At 72.1% G+C, this 24,920-nt stretch carries 22 protein-coding genes; 10 read left to right on the top strand and 12 right to left on the bottom strand.

All coding sequences use genetic code 11. The features are described 5' to 3' along the window. Nucleotides 1-20 precede the first annotated feature (20 nt). Nucleotides 21-2,129 (top strand): bifunctional glycosyltransferase 87/phosphatase PAP2 family protein, encoded by a 2,109-nt coding sequence (locus OHS57_RS11480; protein WP_443042872.1) that lies wholly within the window; start codon nt 21-23, stop codon nt 2,127-2,129. A gap of 26 nt (nt 2,130-2,155) precedes the next feature. Here OHS57_RS11480 and OHS57_RS11475 read toward each other — a convergent pair whose 3' ends face one another. Continuing rightward, nucleotides 2,156-3,499 carry a prenyltransferase/squalene oxidase repeat-containing protein gene (locus tag OHS57_RS11475; protein WP_328581853.1) on the bottom strand — a complete coding sequence of 448 codons (1,344 nt, stop codon included), beginning with the start codon at nt 3,497-3,499 and terminating at the stop codon, nt 2,156-2,158. Between the two features lie 358 nt (nt 3,500-3,857). Between OHS57_RS11475 and OHS57_RS11470 the strand changes: the two genes are divergently transcribed. Further along, nucleotides 3,858-4,448, top strand: a complete 591-nt coding sequence (locus tag OHS57_RS11470; RefSeq protein WP_328581852.1) for a DUF6461 domain-containing protein — start codon at nt 3,858-3,860, stop codon at nt 4,446-4,448. A 73-nt stretch (nt 4,449-4,521) separates the two neighbouring features. Here the strand turns inward: OHS57_RS11470 and OHS57_RS11465 are convergent, their stop codons facing one another. Beyond that, complete coding sequence (locus tag OHS57_RS11465; RefSeq protein WP_328581851.1) at nt 4,522-5,424, bottom strand: LLM class F420-dependent oxidoreductase; 903 nt, start codon at nt 5,422-5,424, stop codon at nt 4,522-4,524. Between the two features lie 127 nt (nt 5,425-5,551). On the opposite strand from OHS57_RS11465, the gene OHS57_RS11460 reads away from it, so the two are divergent. From OHS57_RS11460 to OHS57_RS11450, 3 genes are all read left to right on the top strand, one after another. Continuing rightward, nucleotides 5,552-6,904 (top strand): glycosyltransferase family 4 protein, encoded by a 1,353-nt coding sequence (locus OHS57_RS11460; protein ID WP_443042871.1) that lies wholly within the window; start codon nt 5,552-5,554, stop codon nt 6,902-6,904. A gap of 142 nt (nt 6,905-7,046) precedes the next feature. Then, nucleotides 7,047-7,781, top strand: coding sequence for a class I SAM-dependent methyltransferase (locus tag OHS57_RS11455; RefSeq protein ID WP_041990268.1), 735 nt, complete (start codon nt 7,047-7,049; stop codon nt 7,779-7,781). Beyond that, a complete protein-coding gene (locus tag OHS57_RS11450) occupies nt 7,778-8,884 on the top strand; it encodes a prenyltransferase (protein WP_041990271.1) in 1,107 nt (368 codons plus the stop codon). Before OHS57_RS11455 ends, OHS57_RS11450 begins: the two co-directional genes overlap by 4 nt. A 23-nt stretch (nt 8,885-8,907) precedes the next feature. Here the strand turns inward: OHS57_RS11450 and OHS57_RS11445 are convergent, their stop codons facing one another. Further along, on the bottom strand, nt 8,908-9,201 hold the full coding sequence (locus OHS57_RS11445) for a hypothetical protein (RefSeq protein WP_041990274.1): 294 nt from the start codon (nt 9,199-9,201) through the stop codon (nt 8,908-8,910). A gap of 74 nt (nt 9,202-9,275) precedes the next feature. On the opposite strand from OHS57_RS11445, the gene OHS57_RS11440 reads away from it, so the two are divergent. Further along, entirely contained in the window at nt 9,276-10,088 is an 813-nt protein-coding gene (locus tag OHS57_RS11440; RefSeq protein ID WP_041990276.1) for a maleylpyruvate isomerase family mycothiol-dependent enzyme, read from the top strand. Nucleotides 10,089-10,179: 91 nt separating this feature from the next. Here OHS57_RS11440 and OHS57_RS11435 read toward each other — a convergent pair whose 3' ends face one another. The 4 genes from OHS57_RS11435 to OHS57_RS11420 form a co-directional block, all read right to left on the bottom strand. After that, nucleotides 10,180-11,097 carry a hypothetical protein gene (locus OHS57_RS11435; RefSeq protein ID WP_328581850.1) on the bottom strand — a complete coding sequence of 306 codons (918 nt, stop codon included), beginning with the start codon at nt 11,095-11,097 and terminating at the stop codon, nt 10,180-10,182. Nucleotides 11,098-11,276: 179 nt separating this feature from the next. Further along, entirely contained in the window at nt 11,277-12,212 is a 936-nt protein-coding gene (locus OHS57_RS11430; protein ID WP_328581849.1) for an N-acetylmuramoyl-L-alanine amidase, read from the bottom strand. A 114-nt stretch (nt 12,213-12,326) separates the two neighbouring features. Beyond that, nucleotides 12,327-12,974 (bottom strand): class I SAM-dependent methyltransferase, encoded by a 648-nt coding sequence (locus tag OHS57_RS11425; RefSeq protein WP_328581848.1) that lies wholly within the window; start codon nt 12,972-12,974, stop codon nt 12,327-12,329. Between the two features lie 122 nt (nt 12,975-13,096). After that, nucleotides 13,097-14,872 (bottom strand): MFS transporter, encoded by a 1,776-nt coding sequence (locus OHS57_RS11420; protein WP_041990288.1) that lies wholly within the window; start codon nt 14,870-14,872, stop codon nt 13,097-13,099. Between the two features lie 335 nt (nt 14,873-15,207). On the opposite strand from OHS57_RS11420, the gene OHS57_RS11415 reads away from it, so the two are divergent. Then, nucleotides 15,208-16,668, top strand: coding sequence for an MFS transporter (locus OHS57_RS11415; RefSeq protein ID WP_328581847.1), 1,461 nt, complete (start codon nt 15,208-15,210; stop codon nt 16,666-16,668). A gap of 22 nt (nt 16,669-16,690) precedes the next feature. Here the strand turns inward: OHS57_RS11415 and OHS57_RS11410 are convergent, their stop codons facing one another. The 5 genes from OHS57_RS11410 to OHS57_RS11390 all read right to left on the bottom strand — a co-directional run bounded on the left by OHS57_RS11410 (nt 16,691) and on the right by OHS57_RS11390 (nt 21,822). Then, complete coding sequence (locus tag OHS57_RS11410) at nt 16,691-17,323, bottom strand: response regulator transcription factor (RefSeq protein WP_041990291.1); 633 nt, start codon at nt 17,321-17,323, stop codon at nt 16,691-16,693. A 100-nt stretch (nt 17,324-17,423) separates the two neighbouring features. Next, nucleotides 17,424-18,593, bottom strand: a complete 1,170-nt coding sequence (locus OHS57_RS11405; protein WP_328581846.1) for a sensor histidine kinase — start codon at nt 18,591-18,593, stop codon at nt 17,424-17,426. Then, on the bottom strand, nt 18,590-19,318 hold the full coding sequence (locus tag OHS57_RS11400) for an ABC transporter permease (protein WP_041990294.1): 729 nt from the start codon (nt 19,316-19,318) through the stop codon (nt 18,590-18,592). Before OHS57_RS11400 ends, OHS57_RS11405 begins: the two co-directional genes overlap by 4 nt. Then, on the bottom strand, nt 19,318-20,268 hold the full coding sequence (locus tag OHS57_RS11395; protein WP_078863953.1) for an ABC transporter ATP-binding protein: 951 nt from the start codon (nt 20,266-20,268) through the stop codon (nt 19,318-19,320). Before OHS57_RS11395 ends, OHS57_RS11400 begins: the two co-directional genes overlap by 1 nt. Before the next feature lie 360 nt (nt 20,269-20,628). Beyond that, a complete protein-coding gene (locus OHS57_RS11390) occupies nt 20,629-21,822 on the bottom strand; it encodes a hypothetical protein (protein WP_328581845.1) in 1,194 nt (397 codons plus the stop codon). Nucleotides 21,823-22,049: 227 nt separating this feature from the next. Between OHS57_RS11390 and OHS57_RS11385 the strand changes: the two genes are divergently transcribed. From OHS57_RS11385 to OHS57_RS11375, 3 genes are all read left to right on the top strand, one after another. Further along, entirely contained in the window at nt 22,050-23,081 is a 1,032-nt protein-coding gene (locus tag OHS57_RS11385; protein WP_328581844.1) for an ABC transporter substrate-binding protein, read from the top strand. A gap of 258 nt (nt 23,082-23,339) precedes the next feature. After that, a complete protein-coding gene (locus OHS57_RS11380) occupies nt 23,340-24,176 on the top strand; it encodes a Nif3-like dinuclear metal center hexameric protein (protein ID WP_328581843.1) in 837 nt (278 codons plus the stop codon). Beyond that, nucleotides 24,173-24,916 (top strand): CT398-like coiled coil hairpin domain-containing protein, encoded by a 744-nt coding sequence (locus OHS57_RS11375; protein ID WP_198533419.1) that lies wholly within the window; start codon nt 24,173-24,175, stop codon nt 24,914-24,916. Before OHS57_RS11380 ends, OHS57_RS11375 begins: the two co-directional genes overlap by 4 nt. Nucleotides 24,917-24,920: the final 4 nt, after the last annotated feature.

Below are 24,920 nucleotides of genomic sequence, written 5' to 3'. Positions count from 1 at the left end.
GGACGGAGGGTCGGCGCGGCGTGGCGAATGCAGATCACAGCGTGCGCGGCGGAGCGGCACCAGGAGGCGTGGGCACCGGTTTCGGTACGGCCCGCGCGGTCCTGTGGCTGGTCGCGGCGGTGCTCGCGGTAAGACAGGCGACAGCGGTGCTCAGGCAGCCCCCGGGGCGCCGGCTCACCGACCTGGAGACCTGGACCGGCGACAACGGAGTGCTCCACGTCGCCGGTTCGCTCTACTCGACGGGGAAATTCACCGGTACGCCGTTCGCGGGGCTGGTACTCAAACCGTTGACGCGGTCGGCCGAGGAGAGCCTCGGCATCGTCTGGACCTTCGCCACGCTGCTGCTCGTCGTCGCCCTCGGCGTCGTCGCGGCGCGCGCGCTGCCGGGTCCCGTCTCGCGCCGTACCCGCATCCTCGCCGCCCCGGTCGCGATCAGTCTGCTGATGGTGTCCCTGCCGGTGCGCAACAGCTTCCACCTGGGGCAGACCAGCATCCTGCCGGTCCTGCTGGTGCTCGTCGGCTGCTTCGTGGTGCGCGGGCCGCGGGCCCGGCAGGCGGCCGGCGTGCTGATCGGTCTCGGCGCCGCGCTCCAGCCGGGCGTGGTGCTGTTCGCGCCGCTGCTGTGGTTCACCGGCCGCAGGAAGGCGGCGGCGACCACGGTCGGCACCTTCGCCGTGTGCACGGCCCTCGCCTGGGCGGCGCTGCCGAAGGACTCGTGGACGTACTGGGTGCACCACATCGCGGGCGCCGGCCTCGGTGACAGCCCCGACAGCCTCGCCAACCAGTCCCTGCACGGCGCGCTCCTGCGGATCGGTCTTTCGGGGCCGCTGGAGATCGCGGTGTTCGTGGTCCTCGCCGCCGCCGTCGTCTACTTCGGTCTGCGGCGCGCCGTGCGCTACGCGCAGGACGGCCAGTTGCTGCTCGCCGTCGCCGTGACCGGCTGTGTCAGCGTGGCGGTCTCCCCGACGGCCTGGCAGCACCAGCTGCTGTGGATACTGCTGGCGGTGGTCGGCCGGGTCGGCAAGCGTGCCAAGGACCGGCTGGTGTGGCCCGCGGTCGTGGTGCTGGTGATGACCCTGCCGGGCACGATGCTGCTGCCCAACATGGCGATGCTCTACCCGCTGCGGGAGAACGTGCCGCTGTTCGCCGCGCTCGCCGCCGCTGTCGCCGTGCCGTTCCTGCCGAGGGCTTCGCAGTACTTCGACAGACCCGTGCCGACGGACTACGCGCAGCCCGTACCGTCACGCTGGAGCCGGGTGCCGCTCGCCGCGCCCGTCTGGCGGCGGCTGCTGAGCCGCCCCAACCTCGTGCTCGAACTGCTCGTCATCCGCGTCGGCTACTCCGTCTACTCCCACATCCGGCTCGCCGCCACGGGCGGCAGGACCGAGGCCGAGGCGCACGGCCGTCAGGTGATCTCGATCGAGCGGGCGCTCGGCATCGACATCGAGGAGTGGGTCAACCGCACGGTCGTCCATCTGGGCTGGGCGGAGAAGTTCTTCGACTTCTACTACGAGACGTTCCACTTCATCCTGCCGCTGACGGTCCTCGCCGTGCTGTACGTCCGCCGCCCCGCCGACTACCGCTGGGCCCGCTCCTCGCTCGGCTTCGCCACGATCCTCGCGCTGATCGGCTTCTGGTTCTACCCGCTCGCCCCGCCCCGGCTGATGCCGGGCCTCAGCTTCATCGACACCGTGCACGGCCCGCAGGACCTCGCCAACCCGAGCTACGGCGCGATGACGGCGCTCACCAACCAGTACGCGGCCATGCCGTCGCTGCACTTCGGCTGGTCGCTGTGGTGCGGTCTGGTCATCGTCGTGCTGGCGCCGAAGCTGTGGATGAAGCTACTGGCGCTGCTCCACCCGCTGTTCACGGTCTGCGCGATCGTCGCGACCGCCAACCACTGGGTGCTGGACGCGGTCGGCGGCGCCGCCGTGGTCGGTGCGGGCTTCGGCCTGACGTATCTGCTGGCGGGCCCGCGCAAGCTGGTCACACCGGTCCCGAAGGAGCCGGCCGACGCCGACCGCGACCCGTTCCCGCAGGGGAGCAACGGCAGCAAGGGCGGCAACGGCGACAAGGACGACGCAGGGCCGGCGGGCGCTTCCGTCCCGGCCGGCGGGCCCGCGGGGTAGCGGGAAGGCGGCCCCGCGGGCGGGGCTCAGGACCGTACGGACCTGCGGCGGCGGCTGACGTAGACGGCCGCCCCGACGCACACGACCAGGCCGACGGCGATGACCCACAGCGCCGCCTGCGCCTTGCCGACGCTGGCTTCCCTCACGGCGGCGGCCTGTGCACTGGCGGGGATGGTCGACGAGGGGGAGAGGGCGGGTACCGGGATCGGGGCGGGGCCCGTCGCGTTGAGCCGCTCCACCAGGTCGACACCGCCGAAGTGGTGCGGGTCGACGCCCGCGGTGTGGGCGGCGAAGATGAGCTGGGCCCAGGCCGCGGGGCCGTTCGCCGCCGCCCAGGACGCGGAGTTCTTCTTCAGCCAGTCCAGCGCGCCCGTCGCCTTGTCCCCGTACCCCGCGGCGCCCAGCGCCACGATCGCGTCGGCCGTGTTGCCCGGGTCGGGCCGGGACGGTCCTGCGGGGGCGCCCGGCAGGGCCGACCGGTCGAGGTGCCCGTCCTCGGCGAGTATCCGCGCGAGGTAGGCGGCGCCGTTGCGCGCCGTGAACTCCGGTGTCGGATGCGCCGACTTGTGGCAGGTCGGGGCGGGGCCCGGCGATACGGGCGCGGCGACCATCCGCTTGCCGATGCCCCCCAGCACCGCGGCGGCCGTGGCGTCGTTGTCGGCGACGAGCGTGCCCGACGGGCCGGGCTGGTGGGCGAAGGCGCCGGCACCGGTCGCCGCGTCGCACGGGATGGCGAGAGTGATCAGCGCGTCGTAGCCGTTCTTGCCGTCCAGCGACCGCATGGAGCCGGGGTGCGCGCCCGCCGTGGTCAGTGAACCGATCACGAGCGCCGTGGAGTTGGCGTCGGTGGGGGCGCCGTTGGTCCGGCCCCAGCCGCCGTCCTTGTTCTGCGCCAGGCGCAGCCAGCCCACCGCCTTCTGCATGAACTCCCGCTGCCCGCCGACGCTGGCGAGCGCCTGGAGCGCGGCGGAGGTGGAGTTGACGTCCGTCGCTGTGTTCAGGTCGCAGGGCACCGCCGGGTCGGGGCGGTACGCCGGGAACGAGCCGTCCGCACACTGCTGGCTCTTGAGCCAGAGGATGGCGGAGTTGGCGGGTCGCAGCCCGGCCGCGTACTGCCCGAGCATCGCCAGCGACTGGCGCCACACACCGTCGCGGGTGGGGTCCTTCGTGCCGTACAGCCCTGCGGGGAGCCGGGCGGGCGCGCCGGCGGCGGGGGAGGGCGAGGCGGCGAGGGGGGAGGGCGAGGCGGCGGCGGGGGAGGGTGAGGCGGTGCCGGCCGTCGTGTCATCGGCTACTGCTGCCGGGGCCAGGGCCACACACAGCGCGGCGGATGCGGCGAGCGCTGCGGCGCTGCGGCGGACGGTGGTCATGGCGGGCGGTGCCTCTCCTGCGGGAGCCGGGCTCAGGCACACTCAGGCACCAGGCTCCGGCCCCGTGAACCTCGACGGTGCCGGGCCACCGGCGGATTCCGGTGGCACGAGCCGGTCATGACCGCCAACGGGGCACTCCGGCCCGCCACCGGCAAGGGCGGCTCACGGCTGCGGGTCGGCGGCCGGTTCTGCACCGGCTTTTCCCCGTACGGGCATGATGACGACCCGCCCACTCTACCGGCCGTCGCACGCGCGTCCCGTGCCGGATCGTGAGCGCGTCGCGCGCGCCCGGTGCGGGGCGCCGAAGGGCGGCGCAGACTGGACCGGGACGACAACGCGGCGGACCGGGGGAGCGCACATGGCCGGGGGTATCGGATGGCTCCTGGAGCCGTACGTGGTCGACTGCGTGACGTTCGCGCGCGGCATCGGCCCCGTCGACCTCGTGCTGCGGCTGGGCGCCCGCGGTGGCCCGCCCGCGCGGTCGGCGACGGCGGAGGAGGCGATGGATCTGCTCACGTCACCCGGCGTCGACAGCGTCGCCCGGGTCGGCACGGCCGGCGAGTGGGCGTATGCCGTCGAGTACGGGGACGCGGTCGGCTGGACCCGCGCCGGGCTCGCCGAGGCGTCGCGTGACGGGGCGGAGGTGGTGAACTTCCTGCTGACGCCGTGGCATCCGCCGTCGATGTTCAACTACTACCGGGACGGGGTCAGGGTCTGCTCCTTCGGCATCGGCGAGGAGGCCCACCGGTGGGGACAGGACCGGGATCTGCTGCTGCCCGCGCTGTCCCGCGCCGGTGTGCTGCCGGGCCGCCGCGCGCGGTCGGGCGCGGACCGCGAACACGGCCGCCTGCTCAGTGTGCTGACCGTCGGGGAGCACTTCGGTCTCCAACTGCCCAGGGAGGACATCGTGGAGGGCCGCCTCCCGCTCTACCTGGTGCGGGAGCGCTGAGATTGGTGCGCCGAGATTCGCGCGCTGAGATTCGTGCGCCGAGATTCGCGCGGCGGGAGTCAGGCGCGCGGACTCAGCTCTTGGCCAGGCCCAGCGTCGACGCCAGCTCGCGCCAGGCGGCCAGCGGCAGATCGGTGCGCGGGTCGTCCGACACCACCTGGATCGCGAGGTGGTCGGCGCCCGCTTCGAGGAATTCCGCCGCCCGGCTCGCGACCGTGTCCGCGTCGCCGAGGGCGAACATCGCGTCCAGCAGCCGGTCGCTGCCGCCGTCGCGGTAGTCGGCGTCTTCGAAGCCCAGCCTGGTGAAGTTGTTGGTGTAGTTGGGCATCGCGAGATAGCCGCTCAGGTACTCACGCGCGGTGGCCCGGGCGCTGCTGATGTCCGGGTCGAGCACGACCTTGAACTCCGGTGCGAGCAGCGCGTCCGTGCCGAGGATGGCGCGGGCCTTCGCGGTGTGTTCGGGCGTGACGAGATACGGGTGCGCGCCGCCGGCGCGGTCCCGGGACAGCTCCAGCATCTTCGGGCCGAGCGCGGCCAGCACGCGCGCGCTCGCCGGTACGGGGGCGGGCGCGGAGTCGAGCCCGGTCAGGTACTCCTTCATCGCCGAGTACGGCCGGGCGTACCGCTCGGCGAGCCGGCTGTGGCTGACCCCGATGCCCAGCACGAAGCGGCCGGGATACGCCTGCTCCACGACGGCGCGGTCCGCCGCGACGTCCGCCGCCTCGTGGTCCCAGATGGACAGGATGCCCGTCGCGACGCGGATGGTGGACGTGGCGGCCAGCAGCGGCGTCGCCTGCGTCACGGCCGGACTGCCGCCGATCCACAGCGCGCCGTAGCCGAGGGCTTCCAGCTCGGCCGCCGCGGCGCCGACCGCTTCGTCGTGCGCGGGATCGCCGTTTCCGGTGCGCAGCGCGCTGCTCCAGATGCCGATCCGGCCGAGGGCGGTGCGGTCCGTGGTCGTGGCGTCAGTACTCATGAGGTGCGTAACAACGGGTTGGATCTTGTTATTCCGTGGCGCGAATCACCTGCTCGGAAGGTTCGTGCGAGGCTACCTGCCGGTAGATTCAGAGGCTGCCGACGATCAGGGAGACAGGGGGCCGAGAGTGACCGCTGAGGCCATAGCGGCGGACACCGGTGCGGGGGCCAGCGAAAGCGCGGGAGTCCGCGCGGTACCCGGCGGCGCGGACGGGCGGCCGTTGCGCATCGCCCTCCTCAGTTACAAGGGGAATCCATTCTGCGGAGGTCAGGGCGTCTACGTCCGGCATCTCTCCCGTGAACTGGCGCGGCTCGGACACAGCGTCGAGGTGATCGGCGCCCAGCCCTACCCCGTGCTCGACGAGGGCGTACGCCTCACCGAACTGCCCAGCCTCGACCTCTACCGGCACCCCGATCCGTTCCGGACGCCGAAGCCCGGCGAGTACCGCGACTGGATCGACTCGCTGGAGGTCGCCACGATGTGGACGGGCGGCTTTCCCGAACCGCTGACCTTCTCGCTCCGGGCCAGGCGCCATCTGGCGGCCCGCGCGGGGGAGTTCGACGTGATCCATGACAACCAGACGCTCGGTTACGGGCTGCTGGGCGAACTGGGCGCGCCCCTCGTCACCACCATCCACCATCCGATCACCGTCGACAGACAGCTGGACCTGGCGGCGGCGCCCAACTGGCGGCGGCGGGCCTCCGTCCGGCGCTGGTACGGCTTCACCCGGATGCAGAAGCGGGTCGCGCGCCGGATGCCGTCCGTGCTGACCGTGTCCGGCACCTCGAAACAGCAGATCACCGAACACCTCGGGGTGCGGTCCGACCGTATCGAGGTCGTCCATATCGGCGCCGACACCGAGCTGTTCTCGCCCGACCCGGCCGTGCCCGAGATCCCCGGCCGGATCGTGACGACCTCCAGCGCCGACGTACCGCTGAAGGGGCTCGTCCATCTCGTGGAGGCCCTGGCCAAGCTCCGCGCCGACCACCCGCAGGCGCATCTCGTCGTCGTCGGCAAGCGCGCCGAGGACGGCCCGGTGGCGCAGGCCATTGAGCGCTACGGGCTCGGCGGCGCCGTCGAGTTCGTCAAGGGCATCTCCGACGCCGAACTCGTCGATCTGGTACGCGGGGCGCAGGCCGCCTGCGTACCGTCCTTGTACGAGGGCTTCTCGCTGCCCGCCGCCGAGGCGATGGCCACCGGCACCCCGCTGGTCGCCACCACCGGCGGCGCGATCCCCGAAGTCGCGGGCCGCGACGGCGAGACGTGTCTCGCCGTACCGCCCGGCGACCCGGCTGCGCTGGCGGCCGCGCTCGGCCGGCTGCTCGGCGACGAGCGGCTGCGCGCCAGGCTGGGGGCAGCCGGACGTGAGCGGGTGCTGTCCCGGTTCACCTGGGCCGGAGCGGCGCAGGGTACGGCGGAGCTGTACCGCGCCGCGATCGACCGGCAGGGGCGCACGGCGCTCCCGCGCGGCGCCGGCTGACCCGCGACCGGCGAAGGGCGCAGCACGGCGAAGCTCCGGCCGCCGCCCCGTGCGCCCGTACCCGCGACCCCGCGTCCTCCGTAAACTCTCCCGCCATGAGCCGCAGTTCCACCGACCGTCCCGACCGCGAAAGCAGGACCCTGTGCTGACCGTGGACTTCACCCGCTTCCCGCTGGCTGCGGGCGACCGCGTACTCGACCTGGGCTGCGGCGCGGGCCGGCACGCCTTCGAGTGCTACCGGCGCGGCGCCCAGGTGGTGGCGCTGGACCGCAACGGCGAGGAGATCCGCGAGGTGGCGAACTGGTTCGCCGCGATGAAGGAGGAGGGGGAGGCGCCCGCGGGCGCCACCGCCACCGCCATGGAGGGCGACGCGCTCAACTTGCCGTTCCCCGACGAGTCGTTCGACGTCGTCATCATCTCCGAGGTGATGGAGCACATCCCCGACGACAAGGCCGTGCTCGCCGAGATGGTCCGGGTCCTGCGGCCCGGCGGCCGGATCGCGGTGACCGTGCCGCGCTACGGCCCCGAGAAGGTCTGCTGGGCGTTGTCGGACGCGTACCACGAGGTCGAGGGCGGCCATATCCGGATCTACAAGGCCGACCAACTGCTGGGCAGGATGCGGGAGGCCGGGCTCAAGCCGTACGGCAGCCATCACGCGCACGCGCTGCACGCGCCGTACTGGTGGCTCAAGTGCGCGTTCGGCGTGGACAACGACCGTGCGCTGCCCGTCCGGGCGTACCACAAGCTGCTGGTCTGGGACATCATGAAGAAGCCCTTCGCGACCAGGGCGGCCGAACAGCTCCTCAACCCGGTCCTGGGCAAGAGCTTCGTCGCCTACGCGACGAAGCCGCACCTGCCGGCCGTGGCCGCCAAGTGACCTTCTCCGGGCCGGGACCCGGCCGTACGGAACATCTCGTGCTGCCCGGGGTGCTCACCGCCGAGCAGGCCGCGCTGACCGTGTCCGGCATCCTCGCCGTCCAGCGTCCCGACGGCGCCCTGCCGTGGTTCCGCGGGCACCACCTCGACCCCTGGGACCATGTCGAGGCCGCGATGGCGCTGGACGCGGCGGGTGAACACGAGGCGGCAGCCGCCGCGTACGCGTGGCTGGCCCGCGCGCAGAACGAGGACGGGTCCTGGTACGCGTCGTACCGCGACTCCTACCGGGACGGCGAGGCCAGCGTCCCCGACGACCTGGACCGCGAGACCAACTTCTGTGCCTACGCGGCGGTCGGCGTCTGGCACCACTATCTCGCCACCGGTGACGACGGGTTCCTCGACGGGATGTGGCCCGTCGTGCACGCGGCCGTCGAATTCGTCCTGGCGCTCCAGCAGCCGGGCGGCCAGATCGGCTGGAAGCGGACAGCGGCGGGCGTCCCCGTCAACGACGCGCTGCTGACCGGGTGTTCGTCCGTCTACCAGGCGCTGCGCTGTGCGCTCGCCATCGCGGAGGAACGTGAGGAGCCGCAGCCCGACTGGGAGTTGGCGGCCGGTGCGCTCGGCCATGCGATCCGCAGCCATCCGGAGCGGTTCCTCGACAAGAACCACTACTCGATGGACTGGTACTACCCGGTCCTCGGCGGCGCCCTGACCGGCGAGCAGGCGACGGCCCGGCTGGCGGAGGGCTGGGAGCGGTTCGTGGTCCCCGGGCTCGGGGTGCGCTGTGTGCTGCCCAACCCGTGGGTGACCGGTGGCGAGAGCTGTGAACTCGCCCTGGCGCTCTGGGTGATGGGGGAGTCCGACCGGGCCCTGGAGATCCTGCAGTCGGTCCAGCATCTGCGCGCGGACGGCGGGATGTACTGGACGGGCTATGTCTTCGAGGGCAACCGGGCCTTCTGGCCGCAGGAGTTGACGACCTGGACGGCGGGTTCCCTGCTGTTGGCGGTGGCCGCGCTCGGGGGGGACGAGGCGACCACCGCCGTGTTCAGCGGCGAACGACTGCCGCGGGGACTGGAGCCGGACTGCTGCCGGCCGGACCGGTGAGGACGGGACCGGTCAAGGACCGGTCAGTAGCGGCGCAGGCGGTTGGCCAGGCCGTGACCGATGAAGAGGTACACGACAGCGGCGAGACCGTAGCCGCAGACGACGCGGGCCCATGCCTTGTCGAAGGTGAACAGGTCGTAGGACCAGCCGGCCAGCCAGCGGGCCGCGTCCTGGATGAAGTCCACCAGGTCGTTGGCGCGGTTGGCGTCCAGCAGGTACATGAGGATCCACAGGCCCAGGATGAAGGCCATGATGTCCGCGATGATCACGATGATCGTTGCCGCGGAGCCGCTTCCACTGCGAGTACGTGAGGACATGCCGACCGTGTTGCCGTTTGTGCGCGCGTGAAACTCTTTGGCGGCGGGTTGGTGAAAAGCTTACAGTGCGGCGCATGAAACGGATGAACTTCGACCGGTATTGCGACGAAATCGTACGCCAGGCCGATCAGTTGCGGGCCCTCCTCGACGGCGCCGACCTCACGACGACCGTACCGAGCTGCCCCGACTGGACGCTGGGCGAACTCGCCCGGCACGTGGGCGGCGCCCACCGCTGGGCCGCCGAACTCGTCCGCACCCGGGCCCGCGACGACATCCCCGAGGAGACCGTGCCGGACCACGCGGGACCCGGCGACGGCGAACCGGCGGCGCTGGACGTGTGGCTGGCCGGCGGCGCGGACCTGCTCGCGGCGGAGCTGCGCGCCGCGGGTTCCGGCGCCGAGGTGTGGAGTTGGGGCTGGGAGCGCACCGCGGACTTCTGGGCGCGCCGGATGACACACGAGACGGTGGTCCACCGGGCGGACGCCGCGCTCGCCGTACGCGTACCGGGCGAGCGCGAACCGTACGACGTGGAGCCGGCCGTCGCAGCCGACGCGATCGACGAGTGGCTGCGCATCGTGGAGTTCGCCGCCGCCGACGGTGACGCCGAGGCGCTGGAGCTGCGCGGTGCGGGACGCAGCATCCACCTCCACGCCACGGACCCGCCGGAAGTGCTCGGCGGTGTCGAGGCCGAGTGGCTCATCGAGTTCACCGACGACGGCTTCAACTGGGCCCGTGGGCACGGGAAGGCGACGGTGGCGCTGCGCGGCGGACTCACCGATCTGCTGCTGGTCTTCTACCGGCGGCTGCCGGCGGACAGCGACCGGGTGACACTGCTGGGGGACGCGAAGCTGCTGGACTTCTGGCTGGAGCGGGCGAGCTTCGGCTGACCGGTTGGCGACCGGAGGACCGGTCAGGCACCGGATACGGCAGTGGCCCCCGCCGTCCTGGCGGGGGCCACTGCCGTACGTGTCGCGCTGATCAGCCGCGCTGAATGCCCGTGGTGTCCTGCAGCACGCCACGACGGCCGTCCTGCGTCTGGGCCACCAGACCGGACCCGCGCTGCTCGACCGCCAAGTACCAGGTGCCCGGGGCGAGTTCGGCGATCGGGGACGGTGAGCCGTCCTCCCCGTACAGCGGACGGGCGACCGGCACGGCGAACCAGAACGGCGCGAAGTCACCGGACGGTGCGGCACCGCCCTGCGCCGGGCCGCTCTGCGGAGCGGCCTGCGGGCTCCCCTGCTGCGGCTGCCCGCCGAACGGCGGCTGACCGGACTGGGGCTGGCCGGACTGGGGCTGGCCGGACTGGGGCTGCCCCGACTGCGGCTGCCCGGGAGCGCCGCCGCCGAACTGCGGCTGGCCCGGCTGCGCGCCGTACGGCTGCTGGCCGCCGCCCGGGTAGCCGTAACCCTGCCCGGCACCGCCGGGGCCACCGGGCTGGACACCGTACGGAGGCTGCTGCGCCGACGGCTTCGGGGCGCCCACGAGGGCGACCTTCAGGGCCGGTACGAGCGGCGTCGCGACCGCGGCGGCGGCGAGGATCAACGCGGCGATGAAGCCGAGGATCAGGCCGCTGCCCGCGTCGAGGCCGTCAAGGCCGAGCAGACTCCACAGCGCCGTCCAGGCCGCGAAGATCGACAGCGCGACGCCGAACTGGCCGAGGTCGAGCCCCACGATGACGCGCGGCGCGGGCAGCGCGTGCGAGACGACGATCAGCGCCGCCGCGATGACTCCGGCCAGATAGATGCTCATCACGATGCCCAGTGAGTCCCAGGCGTTCGGAGAGTCGATGGACCCGAGGCCGCTGGAGCTGTACAGAGAGAGGAACGAGGCGATGAACAGCAACACCGCTGCTCCGATCACCACGCCGTCGCCTCTAGAGAGGGAGCGGATGTTCACGTGAAAAGTCCTTCGTCAGTCGTCTCGTCGGGGCGGTCGTCGCTGCCGCGGGTACGGCGGTGCGGGGTGCGAAGCTCGGGGGCGGCTCCCTATCGTACGGATGAATGTATCGCCTGCCCGATCGCCCCGTCTGCCCGGTATCCGCCCTCGGTCCGACTCCTTTTCCCGTTTGCTTTCCGTTACTTCGCCAGAAAGCCGCTGACGCCCTCGGCAAGACCCTCGGCGGCTTTCTGCCGCCAGGCCGCGCTCTTCACCAGCGCCGCGTCCTTCGGATCACGCATGTTGCCGCATTCGACCATGACCTTGGGGACGGTTGACAGGGTCAGTCCGCCGAGGTCCTTGCGCACGTCCAACCCGGTTCCCGCACCGATGTAGTTGGAGGGCTTGGTTCCGGTTGCGTCTGCGAATGTGCCGACGATCAGCCCGCCCAGTGCGCGGGACGGCGCGACGATCTCGGAGGTGTCCGCGCCACCGCCCTTGACCAGGGCGGGAAGGATGACGTGGAAGCCGCGGTCGCCCTCGGGAGCACCGTCCGCGTGGATGGAAAGGGCCGCGTCCGCCTTCGCCTTGTTGCCGATCTCGGCGCGCTCGTCCACGCACGGACCCCACGGGCGGTCGCCGTCCTGCGTGAACCGCACCTTGGCGCCCTGCTTCTCCAGCAGCGCCCTGACGCGGTGCGCCACGTCGAGGGTGAACCGGGCTTCCGCGTAACCGTCGTTGGTCGACGTGCCGGTGGTGTCGCACTCCTTGGTGCTGTTGCCGTACTTCACCGGCTTGTTGATCTCGGCGGTGTGCTCGGCGTTGTGCGGATTGTGACCCGGGTCGATGACGACGAGCTTCCCCGCGAGCGGCTCGGCGGCCGGATCGCCGTCGCCGGGTTCGTCGTCACCGGGGGCGCCAGGACTGCCGGACGGCGAGGAGGAAGGGGACGAGCCGGCGCCGCCGCCGCCGTGCGGCGACATCGCGGCCGGCGGCCCGCCGCCGTCGGATCCGTTGGTTCCCTGCCAGACCAGCCACCCGGCCAGGCCGCCCGCCACGAGCGCGGCGAGTGCGACGGTGACGGTGGACCGGGAGAAGGGCCGGCGTGCGGGCGCTTGGCTTTCGTCGTACGACACCCGGCGATGCTAGTGCCCCGCCCCGCACGCTCCGCCCCTCTTCCCGACTCCGGTGCCGCGCGTCACACGTGTGCGTCACACCGGGGCGTCACGCGTGTGCGGCACACCGGCACGTCACACGCCGGGTCCGGTGCGGCGCAGGACACGCAGCGAGTCCGTGGCGGAGACCTCGGTGAAGGCGCCGGAGGCGAGCGCGCGGCGGTAGACGCCGTACGGGGCCCGGCCGCCGTCGGCCGGGTCGGGGAAGACGTCGTGGATCACCAGCAGACCGTCCTCGGCGAGCAGGGGCGCCCAGCCCTCGTAATCGCCGTTCGCGTGCTCGTCGGTGTGTCCGCCGTCGATGAAGACCAGCCCCAGCGGGCCGCCCCAGACCGCGGCGACCTGCGGGGAGCGGCCGACGACGGCGATCACGTACGGCTCAAGACCCGCCGCGTGCAGGGTGCGGCGGAAGGTGGGGAGCGTGTCCAGCACGCCGGCCTCCGGGTCGACCAGCGTCGGGTCGTGGTACTCCCAGCCGGGCTGCTGCTCCTCGCTGCCCCGGTGGTGGTCGACGGTGACGGCGACCGTACCCGCGGCGCGGGCGGCGTCGGCGAGCAGCAGGGTCGAGCGCCCGCAGTACGTGCCGACTTCGAGGAGCGGCAGCCCGAGCGCCGCCGCCTCGGCCGCAGCCGCGTACAGGGCGAGCCCTTCGTGGGCCGGCATGAACCCCTTGGCCGCCTCGAAGGCGTCGAGCGTCCCCGGTGCGGGCGCGGGCGCGGCCATGCGTTCTCCTCTTGATCGCGGTACGGAACGTGGCCGCCCATCGTGCCAAGCCGCCCCCGGCGCGACGGCGCCGGGGGCGGAGGTGGGGACATTTCGGCACGCGGACGTACCGCGCCCGGGTGTCAGGTCGTGACAGCGCCGCTGCGCTCGCCGGCCGCCTGCGGCAGCACCAGGTCGACCTCGACGGCGACACCGTCACCCGCGTACGACACCGGGTGCGCGTGCGGCGCGTGGCCGGTCGCCGAGCCGGCCAGGACGTACCCGCCGCCGGACGGCGGGAGCAGGGTGTACCGGCCTTCGTCGTCCGCGACCGTGAGCCCGGCCTGCCGGCCGTGCCGGTCGATGAGCGTCACGTTGGCCCGCGCGACGGGCTCGCCGTCCACTGTCAGCACCCGGCCGCGGAAGCCGCCGGACCCGGCGACCAGCGTCGAGGACAGCGCGTCCTCGTCGGCGCCGCTGACGGCCTTCGGCCCGGCCGGCCGCTGCGACGGCAGGAACGCGGCGAGCACGAGACCGCCGATCACCGCGCCGGTGGCGATCATGAACGAGATGCGGAAGCCGTTCATCGTCGGGACGGCGAACCCGCCGACCTCGACCGAGGTCTTCGCGAGGACCATGCCGATGACCGCACTCGACACGGACGTACCGATCGACCGCATCAGCGTGTTCAGGCCGGTGGCGGCGCCGGTCTCCGACGGGTCGACCGCGCCGATGATCAGGGCGGGCAGCGAGGAGTACGCCAGACCGATGCCGGCACCGATGACGACCGAGACGATGATGGTCTGCCAGGCGGCGCTCATCAGGCCGATGCCGGCGCCGTACCCGATCGCGATGACGACCATGCCGAGCATCAGCGAGACCTTGGGGCCGCGCCGCGCCGCGATCTTGGCGTAGAGCGGGGCCGTCAGCATCATCGTCAGACCGAGCGGCGCCACGCACAGCCCTGCGACGACCATCGACTGACCCAGGCCGTAGCCGTTGGACTTGGGGAGCTGGAGCAGCTGCGGCAGGACCAGCGAGATCGCGTAGAAGGCGACGCCGACCATGATCGAGGCGAGGTTGGTGAGCAGCACCTCGCGCCGCGCCGTGGTGCGCAGGTCGACCAGCGGCGCCGCGCTCCGCAGCTCCATGACGCCCCACAGGAGCAGGATGGCGACGGCGGCGCCGAACAGACCGAGCGTGGTGCCCGAACCCCAGCCCCAGTCACTGCCCTTGGTGATGGGCAGCAGCAGGGCGACGAGTCCGGCGGAGAGCCCGATCGCGCCGCGCCAGTCGAAGGTGCCGACGGCCCGTACCGCGGACTCGGGCACGACGAGGACGGTGAGCAGCATCGACAGCACGCCGAGTCCGGCCGAGGCGAAGAACAGCGCGTGCCAGTCGGCGTTCTGCGCGATCAGCGCGGCGACGGGCAGGGCGAGTCCGCCGCCCACGCCGATGGACGAACTCATCAGCGCCATCGCTGAGCCGAGCTTCTCGCGCGGCAGCTCGTCACGCATGATGCCGATGCCGAGGGGGATCGCGCCCATCGCGAAGCCCTGGAGCGCCCTGCCGGCGATCATCGTCAGCAGGTCGTCGGTGAAGCCGCAGATCAGCGAGCCGACCACCATGACGGCGAGGCTGGCGAGCAGCATCCGCCGCTTGCCGAAGAGATCGCCGAGCCGCCCCATGATCGGGGTGGATATCGCGCCCGCGAGGAGGGTGGCGGTCATCACCCAGGTCGCGTTGGACGGTGACGTCCGCAGCAGGGCGGGCAGGTCCTTGATGACCGGTACGAGCAGGGTCTGCATCACGGCGACCGTGATGCCCGCGAAGGCGAGGACGGGTACGACCCCGGCGGTTCTGCGCTCCCGTGGATCCGGGAGTGCCCCGGCGGGCTGTTCGGTCGTCGTCAGCGGCATACGTGCGCCCTCCGGGCAGGAAGAAATCAGGACAGAAGAGTCGAATGTGGATCAAAAGAGCCCAGGGCGGGCCCCGTTGACCGCCGATGGATGTCATGTGAACGCTTTCTCGTCGGCGCGCTATTCCGGCTCACGGCACTCGGTCGGCATCGGTTCGTAACGAGTGAATATCGGCCGGATACGGTCACACGTGGTCGTGCTCGTGGATCTGGACGCGGGCGCGGGCGTGGGCGCGGGCGCGGACACTGACGTGGGCGTGGGCGTGGTCGTAGGACCGGCGGACCATGGTCGCTGCGACGGAAAACCGATGTATGGACCGCGCACCGGCTGCGACCATGACACGCATGGTCAGAGCCGCAGCAGGAACCGAAACCGATTCGATACCCGGCCCGACGTCGACCGGAGCAGGCCACGGACGCACCTGGGCGGTGGTCCTCGCCGCGTGCGCCGGACAGTTCCTCGTCGTCCTCGACGTCTCCGTGGTGAACGTCGCGCTGCCGTCGATGCGCGCGGACCTCGGGCTGTCCGCCCTCGGACTCCAGTGGGTACTCAACGCCTACTCGATCGCCTTCGCCGGCTTCATGCTGCTCGGCGGGCGCGCGGCCGACATCTTCGGCCGCAAGCGGATGTTCCTCGTCGGGCTCGGGGTCTTCACCGTCGCCTCCCTCGCCGGCGGTCTCGCCCAGGCGGACTGGCAACTGCTCGCTGCGCGGGCCGTGCAGGGCCTCGGCGCCGCCGTACTCGCCCCCGCCACGCTCACGATCCTCACCTCGGCCGTACCGCCGGGACCCGCCAGAACCCGCGCGATCGGCACCTGGGCCGCGGTCGGCGCGGGCGGCGGCGCGGCGGGCGGGCTCGTCGGCGGGGTCCTCACCGATCTGCTGTCCTGGCGCTGGGTGCTGCTGATCAACGTGCCGATCGGTGTGCTCGTCATCGTCGGCGCCGCCGTATGGGTCAGCGAGAGCAGGAACGACCGGCCGCGCCGACTCGACCTGCCGGGCGCCCTGTTGGCCACGGTCGGGCTCGCCGTCCTCGCGTACGGCATCGTGTCGACGGAGGAGAAGGGCTGGGGCGCCGCGGCGACGCTGGTGCCGCTGATCGGCGGGCTGCTGCTGCTCGGCGCGTTCGTCGCCGTCGAGGCGCGTTCGGCCTCGCCGCTCGTACCGCTCAAGGTGTTCAGGAACCGGGCGGTCTCGGCGGCCAACGCGGGGATGTTCGTGTCGGGCGCGACCTCGTTCGCCGTGTGGTTCTTCATGACGGTCTACGCCCAGAACGTGCTGCACTACTCGCCGTTGAAGGCGGGCCTCGCGCTCATCCCCAGCTCGCTGAGCATCGTCGTCGGTTCGAAGCTGGCGCCCCGGCTGATGCCCAGGGTCGGTGCCCGCAACCTCGCGGTACTCGGCACGCTGATGGCGGTGGCCGGCTTCTGGTGGCAGTCGATGATGACCGCCGACGGCACGTACGTGACGTCGCTCCTCGGCCCCGGCATCCTCATGCTGACCGGCCTCGGCCTCGCCTCCACACCGCTCGCCGCCCTCGCGACGACCGGCGCGGCCCCCGGCGACGCCGGGCTCGTCTCGGGGCTGATCAACACCTCACGGACGATGGGCGGCGCGCTCGGCCTCGCCATCCTCTCCACGGCGGCGGCGGCCCGCACGGCGGGCGGCACGAGCCCCGAGGCGCTGACGGCCGGCTACGCGCTGTCGTTCCGTGTCGGCTGCCTGATCATGCTCTTCGGCGCGCTGCTGATGCTGGTGTGGCTGCCGCACCGGCGCGCCGAGACGCTGGGCTCTTGAGGGGCTGTTGGGCCGTTGAGGGCTACAGCCAGCCTTGCCGACGGGCGGAACGTACGGCCTCCATGCGGTTGCGGGTGCCGGTCTTGCCGATCGCGGACGACAGGTAGTTGCGGACGGTCGACTCGGACAGATGCAGCTTCGCGGCGATGTCCGCGACCGTCGCGCCGTCCACGGACGCGTTCAGCACGTCCCGCTCCCGCGCCGTCAGCGGACTGGGCCCCGCGCTCAGCGCGGCGGCCGCGAGCGCCGGGTCGATGACCGTCTCACCCGCGAGCACCCGCCGGATCGCCGCCGCCAGCTCCTCCACAGGTCCGTCCTTGACGAGGAATCCGGCGGCCCCCGCCTCCATGGCCCGGCGCAGATAGCCGGGCCTGCCGAACGTCGTCAGGATCAGCACCCGGCAGTCCGGCACCTCGTCGCGCAGCAGCGCGGCGGCGTCGAGCCCGCTGAGGCCCGGCAGTTCGATGTCGAGCAGCGCCACATCGGGCCGTGAGGTGAGCGCCTCACCCACGATGGCGTCCCCGGTCGCGACCTGCGCGACCACCTCGATGTCCGCCTCCATCCCGAGCAACAGCGCGAGCGCGCCCCGCATCATGCCCTGGTCCTCGGCAAGCAGGACGCGTACGGACGTGGCCGGCCTGTGGTCCTGCGGCATCTCGTTCACGGGGCCAGATTAGGGCCGGCCGCCCGCAGGCACCCGGTCGGCGGGGCCGGGCCCGTCCGGGCCTTGATCCGGCCTGATCCGCCGGCACCTCCTAGGCCGCCCCGGTCAGCGGCAGGCGCGCCGTCACCCGGAAGCCGTCTCCCACCGCGCCCGCCTCCAGCGAACCGCCCGCGCCCGACAGCCGTTCCGTGAGGCCCTTCAGGCCGTTGCCGGCCGCCGAGTCGACCAGGTCGGGGTGGGCGCCTATGCCGTTGTCGGCGACGGTCAGCGTGGCCCGTTCCTCGGAGCTGCCCACCACGATCTCGCACCGCGTCGCCCCGCTGTGCCGTACGACGTTGGTGACGGCTTCCCGTACCACCCAGCCGAACAGCGCCTCGGTCTGCGGATCCAGCGGGCGTCCCGACTGCCGTACGACCGGCTCGACGCCGGCGCCGCTGAGCGCCGAGCGCGCGCGGTCCAGGTCGCCCGAGAGGCTGCCCTCGCGGTAGCCGGTGACGGCCTCGCGGATCTCGGTCAGCGCCTGCCTGCCGACCGACTCGATGTCGCCGATCTGGCCCAGCGCGGAATCCAGCTGCCGCGGGGCCAGCCTGCGCGCCGCCTCCGCCTTCACCACGATCACGGAGAGGGTGTGGCCGAGCAGGTCGTGCAGGTCGCGGGAGAACCGCAGCCGCTCCTGCTCGACCGCCGACCGCGCCAACTCCTGCCGGGTCTCGCCCAGTTCGATCACCGTCTCGGACAGTGTGAGGATCGCGGCCGTGACCATCGTGGACAGGAACGTGCCGTACGCGACGGTCACCGCGTCCCAGCCCTCCTGGTACCCGCCGATCGTCCCCGCCGACACACTCAGCGCGAGCCCCACTACCCCGACGGCCCGGCCGCGCAGCACACTGCCGCACGCCAGACCGAGCAGCGGGAAGAACAGCAGCCAGCTGCCGCCGTACCCGATGCCGAGGCCGAAGGTCACCACCCCCATCGCGACCAGCGTCCAGCGGGTGCCCGCGCTGTCCCGCGCCCGCGGCACGAAGGCGCGGAACACCACCGACACGTACAGCGAGTTGAAGATGAACAGACCGACGGCGCCGACCCACGCGTTGGGCGTCTTGCCCTGGACGAGGTTGGAGAAAGCGCCGAGCAGCATCAGCAGCCACGGCAGCATGGCGTACCCGCTGGGCGGCCCCGGCCGGCGCTGTCCCTCGGGGGCGCAGGCGGCGGAGCGCCTGAAGGGCAGCGCCAGCAGCCGGGTCCTCAGCGCGGGTTTCATACCGTCCTCCCTGACTTGCGGTAGGAGACAACAGCGTACGAACCGAACAGCGTGAGCCACCCCAGCATCACCACGACGGTGAGCAGTCCGGGAGCGTTGCCCGCCGTCGTCGACCAGCCCAGATCCGCGAACCGGTTGGCGGGGGTGAACCGGGCGACCGAGCGCAGCCAGCCGGGGAACAGCTCCAGCGGGAACCACAGTCCGCCGATGACGGAGAAGCCCATCAGCGTGGCGACGTTGAGCACGCCCGTGGTCTGCGCGGTGAGCCGGTAGCCGTTGCCGATGCCGAGCAGGGTGAAGGGCAGCGCGCCCGCCCACAGCAGCACGATCAGCACCGGCCACTGCCACAGCGGCATCCGTACGCCGTTCACCAGCGCACCGGCCAGCAGCACGGCGCACAGGGCGGGCAGGACCGTCACGGATCCGGTGATCGCCCGGCCGAGCACGACTTGGCGCGGCAGCATCGGTGTGACGCGCAACTGGCGCAGCCAGCCGTGCGACTTGTCCTCGGCGATACCGGTGCCGGTGCTGACGGCGGCGCCGAGCGCCCCGTACGCCGCCATGCCGACCATGGAGGCCGTGCGCCACTCGTCGGAGTCAGGGCCGCTGCTCACCCCGATGTTGGTGAACAGCAGATACATCAGTACGGGCATCCCGGCGCCGAAGATGAGGAACCCGGGATCGCGCAGCGCCCGCCGTACTTCCAGCTTGACGTACTGGAACATCACGCCATCTCCTTCGCGAGCTTCTGGTCGTGGACCTCGGTCGGCTTCTGCTCATGGGTCAGGGCCAGGAAGGCGTCCTCCAGCGTCGCCGGGGTCACCTCCAGCCGGTGGATGCGCTGCGCCGCGGCGAGTGCCACGACGGTCGCGTCCGAGTCGTCGGTACGGAGCCTGGCCCGGTCGCCGCGCACCTCGACCGAGACCACGCCGGGCAGCAGGGTGAGCCCTTCCGAGCCGAGCCCCCGCAGGTCGAAGCTGACGAGATGGCCGCCGACGGTCTCCTTGATGCGGTCGCCCGAGCCGTCGGCGACGATCCGGCCGTGGTCGATGACGACGATCCGGTCCGCGTACTCGTCGGCCTCCTCCAGGTAGTGCGTCGAGAACAGCACGGTGTTGCCGCGCCGCGCGTACGCCCGCATGGACGCCCAGAAGGCGCGCCTTGCCTCCACGTCGAGCGCGGCGGTCGGCTCGTCGAGTACGAGCAGTTCCGGCGCGCCGGCCAGCGCGACCGCGAACCTGACCCGCTGGAGCTGGCCGCCGGAGAGCTTGTCGACGCGCCGGTCGCCGAGTTCGCCGAGACCGGCGAGCGCCAGCGCCTCGGGGACGGGCAGCGGCTCGGGGAAGGTGCTCGCCACGAACGTGACCAACTCCCTTACGGTCACCCGCCTGATGGGCCGGCCGTCCTGGAGCATCGCGCCGACCCGGCCGGCTGCCACGGCCCGCGACGGCGGGCCGTCGAAGAGTTGCACGGTCCCGGTGTCCGGCTCGTCCAGGCCGAGGAGCAGCCCGATCGCGGTCGACTTGCCCGCGCCGTTGCGGCCGAGCAGGGCCACGGTCTCGCCGCGCGGAATGCTCAGATCGGCGGCCACGACGGCGCGTACGGCACCGAACGACTTGCCGACTCCGGTGAAACGCACCGCCGTTGCCGCGGCTGGTTCTGCTGTCTGCGTCATGCCCATGACGCTACGGAGCGGGGCGGCACCGGCGGCAGATGCGCATGTACGGACTCGGGCAGTACATATGTCACAAGGGGCCGCCACCGGCGGCCCCTTGTGATCCCTCTGCGGTATGAGTCCGCCGGTCAGGCGGCCTTGGTCTGTTCTCCGTGGCGTCGGTGCTTGCCGTAGGCCGGAGACGTCGAGTCCTCCGTCGATGCGGCACCCCCGCGGTGCTTTCCGTAGCCTCCGGCTTCGTCCCGGGCGGCGTCCGCGGTCTGCGGACGGTCCTGAGCCGTGTCGGTTCGGGCCTCAGACATGTCGTGAAGTCACTCCGTCGTACTGTCGCTGTCGTGGTCGCTTTGTGCGCCAACCACCCTAGCCAGCCGTCCCACGGCCGGTCAGGGGTGCCTGCGGATCGGTGAGCGGCGCCTGTTGGAGCGGAACCGGTCTGCACAACACAGGAGTCCGCGGAGCGCCGGACGGTTCCAGCCCCGACGGATCGTTCTGCGCGATCCCGTCAGGGACCGGGGCGTCCGCGGGGGCGGCGACCCGCGCCACCCCGCACGGCACCGCGCTCGTCGCGTACGGCAGCCGCAGCTCACCGTCCCGTGTCCACAGCCCCGAGCCGGCCAGCCACCCTTCAGGCGCGGGCAGTTGATGCAGCTGGCGGCCGGCCGGGCGCCACACACCGAGCCAGCTGTCGCCGGCGGCGCCGCCGGCCGCGCCGTCCTTCGCGATGTCGATCCGCAGCGCCACCGCGCAGTTCTCGGGCATCAGCATCTGCCCGGGCTGCACGGCGAACGGGGTGACCACACAGTCCGCGGGACGCAGACATTCGGGGAAGCGCACCGGCCGCCTGCTGCCGAGCACACCCCAGCCGATCCTGCCGTGCCCCGGCGCGTCGGAACAGATCAGCAGCAGCCCGCTGTCGGGGTCGGCGAGCAGCAGCCGGTCGTTGCTCTCCTCCGTGATCTGGAGCAACGGCATGACCTCACCGCCGCGTTCGAGATCGACGGCGACGGCCTTGACGACACCGCCCAGCTCCCGGTCCACCGCCAGCATCCGCCCCGCGCGGTCCAGCCAGCCGCCGCCCGAGCAGCGGCCCGGCACCTCGGCGACCAGCTCGGGACCGAAGGCGCCGCCCGCCACCAGCCAGACCGCGGTGGAGTGTTGGCCGGGCGCGAGGGCGTACGCGCTCCGGCCGTCCGGCGCCGGCGGCAGCAGCGTCAACTCCTCGCACTCGACGGCGCCGACGGGCAGCTCGCCCGTGCCGCGCCCCGCCGGGTAGAGCAGCGAAAGCCCGAACCGGTCGGCGACCCTGCGGACGATGAGCACGCGCCCGTCGGACAGCGGCAGCACCTGGGTGCCGGGCTCCTCCGGCTGGTCGAGCGGGAGCGGTACGGCGTAGGGCTCATGGCCGTCGAGCGTCCACCGCTCGGGGAACCACGCGTCGCTGTCCGGCGTCGCGCGCGTCAGCCGCGCCGCGTACGTCCCGTCCGCCGTGATCGCGAATCCGGTGTGCCGCACAGCGCCGCCCGCCGCGGCCGTCCCCATGGCGCGGACCGTCATTCGGTGTCACCTCCGGCCATGAAAGTAGTTTTCGTACTTCCAGCCGAACAACATGAGAGCCCCCACTTCACACATAAGAGTGTCACTGAGGGGATTCGTCGGGAATGGCGGGGGTGGTTGTGCTGGTCAGCGAGGCGGTGGGTTAGGTTAGGTACGCCTAAGTAGGTACGCCCGACTCGGTATGCCCGCGTGGGCATGTCGACGGAACACAGCTGGAGCGAGTACCCATGTCCATACGACGCCGCGGCGCCATCACCGCGGTCGCCCTGTCGGCGGCCCTCACCCTCGCGGCCTGCGGCGGCGGCTCCGACAGCGGTTCCGCCACATCGGACTCGGCCGCCAAGAAGGCCGACGTCGCCACCGGCGGCAAGGACTTCGGCGACGCGGCCCAGAAGACGGCGGCCTTCGGCACCGACGCCAAGCCCGGCCAGTTCCCCCGCACCATCACACACGCCATGGGCAAGACCGTGGAGAAGAAGCGCCCCGAGCGGGTCGTCGTCCTTGACGTGGGCGAGTTCGACAACGTTGTCTCACTGGGTGTCAAGCCCGTCGGCTACGCCCCCACCGAGGGCGACGAGTCCATCCCCAGCTACCTGAAGAAGGACGCGGGCACCCCCGAGAACGTCGGCACGATCAACAACCTCAACCTTGAGGCGATCGCCAAGCTCAAGCCCGACCTGATCCTCGGCAGCCAGCTCCGCGCCGCGGACAAGTACAAGGAACTGGCGCAGATCGCCCCGACGGTCTTCTCCATCAGGCCCGGCTTCACCTGGAAGCAGAACTACCTCCTGAACGCCAAGGCGCTGGACCGGCTCGACCAGGCCGAGGCGAAGCTCGCCACGTACGAGGAGAAGGCCAAGGCGCTCGGCACGGCCGTCGGACCCGACAAGCCGACCGTCTCGATGGTCCGCTACATGCCGGGCCGGCTGCGCCTCTACGGCCAGGACTCGTTCATCGGCACGATCCTCAAGGACGCCGGTCTGCCCAGGCCGAAGAACCAGCAGATCAACGACCTGGCCGTGGAGATCAGCCCCGAGAAGATCGACGAGGCGGACGCCGACTGGATCTTCACCGGGGTGTACGGCGACGCGAAGGAGACCGACCGCGACACCGCACGCGGCAACCCGCTGTGGAAGAACCTGACGGCGGTCAAGGACGGCAGGGCCAAGGACGTCAAGGACGAGACCTGGTACCTCGGCCTGGGTGTGACGGCGGCCTACCAGGTGCTGGACGACCTGGACGGTTACCTGGCGAAGTAGGCGCCGGTACGAGGGCCGGCAGAGGGCCGGTACGAGGCGGGCGCTTGCGGCCCGGGTCCGTAGCGCGCGCCGACGCGGCGCCCCTGGCCCCTGACGTTGCGGGCAGGGCGCTGCGGGCAGGGCGGCCGCGGGCACGGGCAACGGCTCGCTCCTGGCCCCCGGCAACGGCGTGTCGCCGGATCTCACGCGGTGTGCCGCCGGAAAAGCGGCTGCCCGAGCCATGGTCGGCGGGGTACGCGGGACAGGTAGCCTTTCCCCGTGCCCCGTCTGTCCGAAGTCCTCGCCGCGCTCGACGCCCTCTGGCCCCCCGAGCGCGCCGAACAGTGGGATGCCGTCGGTACGGTCTGCGGCGATCCGGACGCCACGGTCACCCGCGTCCTGCTCGCCGTCGACCCGGTGCACGACATCGCCGAGGAGGCCGTGAAACTCTGCGCCGAGCTGATCGTCACCCACCACCCGCTCTATCTGCGCGGGACCACGACGGTCGCCGCCGACACCTTCAAGGGCCGGGTCGTCCACACCCTGATCAAGAACGACATCGCCCTGCACGTCGCGCACACCAACGCCGACAGCGCCGACCCCGGAGTCTCCGACGCCCTCGCCGGCGCGCTCGACCTGCGGGTCGTACGGCCGCTCGTACCCGACCCCACCGACCCGGCGGGACGCCGCGGCCTCGGCCGGATCTGCGAGCTGGACCGCCCCGCCGCCCTGCGCGACTTCGCCGCCCGCGTCGCGCACCGGCTGCCGGCCACCGCGCAGGGCATCCGCGTCGCCGGCGACCCGGACGCCCTGATCCGTACGGTCGCCGTCAGCGGCGGCTCGGGCGACAGCCTGTTCGACGACGTCAGGGCCGCGGGGGTGGACGCGTTCGTCACCGCCGACCTGCGCCACCACCCGGTCTCCGAAGCCACCCAGCACAGCGCGCTCGCGCTGATCGACGCCGCGCACTGGGCCACCGAATGGCCCTGGTGCGAGCAGGCCGCCGCCCAGCTCGACGAGATTTCCGACCGCCACGGCTGGGACCTGCGGGTCCACGTCTCGAAGACGGTCACCGACCCCTGGTCCTCCCATCACTCTTCAGGAGCCCCCAACTGAACGCCGCGCCCGCCGACCAGATCCGACTCCTCGACGTCCAGGCCCTCGACGTACGACTGTCGCAGCTCGAACACAAGCGAGACTCACTTCCCGAGCACGCCGAGATCGAATCGCTCACCGCCGACCTCGCCCAGCTGCGCAGCCTCCTCGTGGCCGCGCAGACCGAGGAGAGCGACACCGCACGCGAACAGACCAAGGCCGAGCAGGACGTCGACCAGGTCCGCCAGCGCGCCACACGTGACCAGCAGCGCCTCGACTCCGGCGCCGTCTCCTCGCCCAAGGACCTGGAGAGCATCCAGCGCGAGATCGTCTCGCTCGCCAAGCGCCAGGGTGATCTGGAGGACGTCGTCCTGGAGGTCATGGAGCGCCGCGAGTCCGCGCAGGAGCGGGTCGCCGAGCTGACCGGGCGCGTCTCCTCCGTACAGACGAAGAACGACGACGCGGCCGTACGGCGCGACGCGTCCACCAAGGACCTCGACGCCGAGATCGCCTCCGTCACCAAGGAGCGCGAGGTCGTCGCCGGATCCGTACCGGCCGATCTGCTCAAGCTGTACGAGAAGCTGCGCACCCAGCACGGCGGGGTGGGCGCCGCCCGGCTCTTCCGGCGCAAGTGCGAGGGCTGCCAGCTGGAGCTCAACATCACCGAGGTCAACGAGGTCAAGGCGGCGACGCCGGACACCGTCCTGCGGTGCGAGAACTGCCGCCGCATCCTCGTCCGCACCTCCGACTCGGGCCTGTAGGCGG

The sequence above is a fragment of the Streptomyces sp. NBC_00370 genome (assembly GCF_036084755.1).
Taxonomy (GTDB): domain Bacteria; phylum Actinomycetota; class Actinomycetes; order Streptomycetales; family Streptomycetaceae; genus Streptomyces.
The sequence above is the reverse complement of the archived record's forward strand: the minus strand, read 5'-3'. Positions and strand labels throughout refer to the sequence as shown.

Excerpts from the sequence above, each read along its gene's own strand:
- OHS57_RS11475 (WP_328581853.1), bottom strand. The coding sequence starts at position 3,499 with ATGACCACCGTCCGCCGCAGCGCCGCAGCGCTCGCCGCATCCGCCGCG.
- OHS57_RS11470 (WP_328581852.1), top strand. The coding sequence starts at position 3,858 with ATGGCCGGGGGTATCGGATGGCTCCTGGAGCCGTACGTGGTCGACTGC.
- OHS57_RS11465 (WP_328581851.1), bottom strand. The coding sequence starts at position 5,424 with ATGAGTACTGACGCCACGACCACGGACCGCACCGCCCTCGGCCGGATC.
- OHS57_RS11445 (WP_041990274.1), bottom strand. The coding sequence starts at position 9,201 with ATGTCCTCACGTACTCGCAGTGGAAGCGGCTCCGCGGCAACGATCATC.
- OHS57_RS11440 (WP_041990276.1), top strand. The coding sequence starts at position 9,276 with ATGAAACGGATGAACTTCGACCGGTATTGCGACGAAATCGTACGCCAG.
- OHS57_RS11425 (WP_328581848.1), bottom strand. The coding sequence starts at position 12,974 with ATGGCCGCGCCCGCGCCCGCACCGGGGACGCTCGACGCCTTCGAGGCG.
- OHS57_RS11420 (WP_041990288.1), bottom strand. The coding sequence starts at position 14,872 with ATGCCGCTGACGACGACCGAACAGCCCGCCGGGGCACTCCCGGATCCA.
- OHS57_RS11415 (WP_328581847.1), top strand. The coding sequence starts at position 15,208 with ATGACACGCATGGTCAGAGCCGCAGCAGGAACCGAAACCGATTCGATA.
- OHS57_RS11410 (WP_041990291.1), bottom strand. The coding sequence starts at position 17,323 with ATGCCGCAGGACCACAGGCCGGCCACGTCCGTACGCGTCCTGCTTGCC.
- OHS57_RS11405 (WP_328581846.1), bottom strand. The coding sequence starts at position 18,593 with ATGAAACCCGCGCTGAGGACCCGGCTGCTGGCGCTGCCCTTCAGGCGC.
- OHS57_RS11400 (WP_041990294.1), bottom strand. The coding sequence starts at position 19,318 with ATGTTCCAGTACGTCAAGCTGGAAGTACGGCGGGCGCTGCGCGATCCC.
- OHS57_RS11395 (WP_078863953.1), bottom strand. The coding sequence starts at position 20,268 with ATGACGCAGACAGCAGAACCAGCCGCGGCAACGGCGGTGCGTTTCACC.
- OHS57_RS11390 (WP_328581845.1), bottom strand. The coding sequence starts at position 21,822 with ATGACGGTCCGCGCCATGGGGACGGCCGCGGCGGGCGGCGCTGTGCGG.
- OHS57_RS11385 (WP_328581844.1), top strand. The coding sequence starts at position 22,050 with ATGTCCATACGACGCCGCGGCGCCATCACCGCGGTCGCCCTGTCGGCG.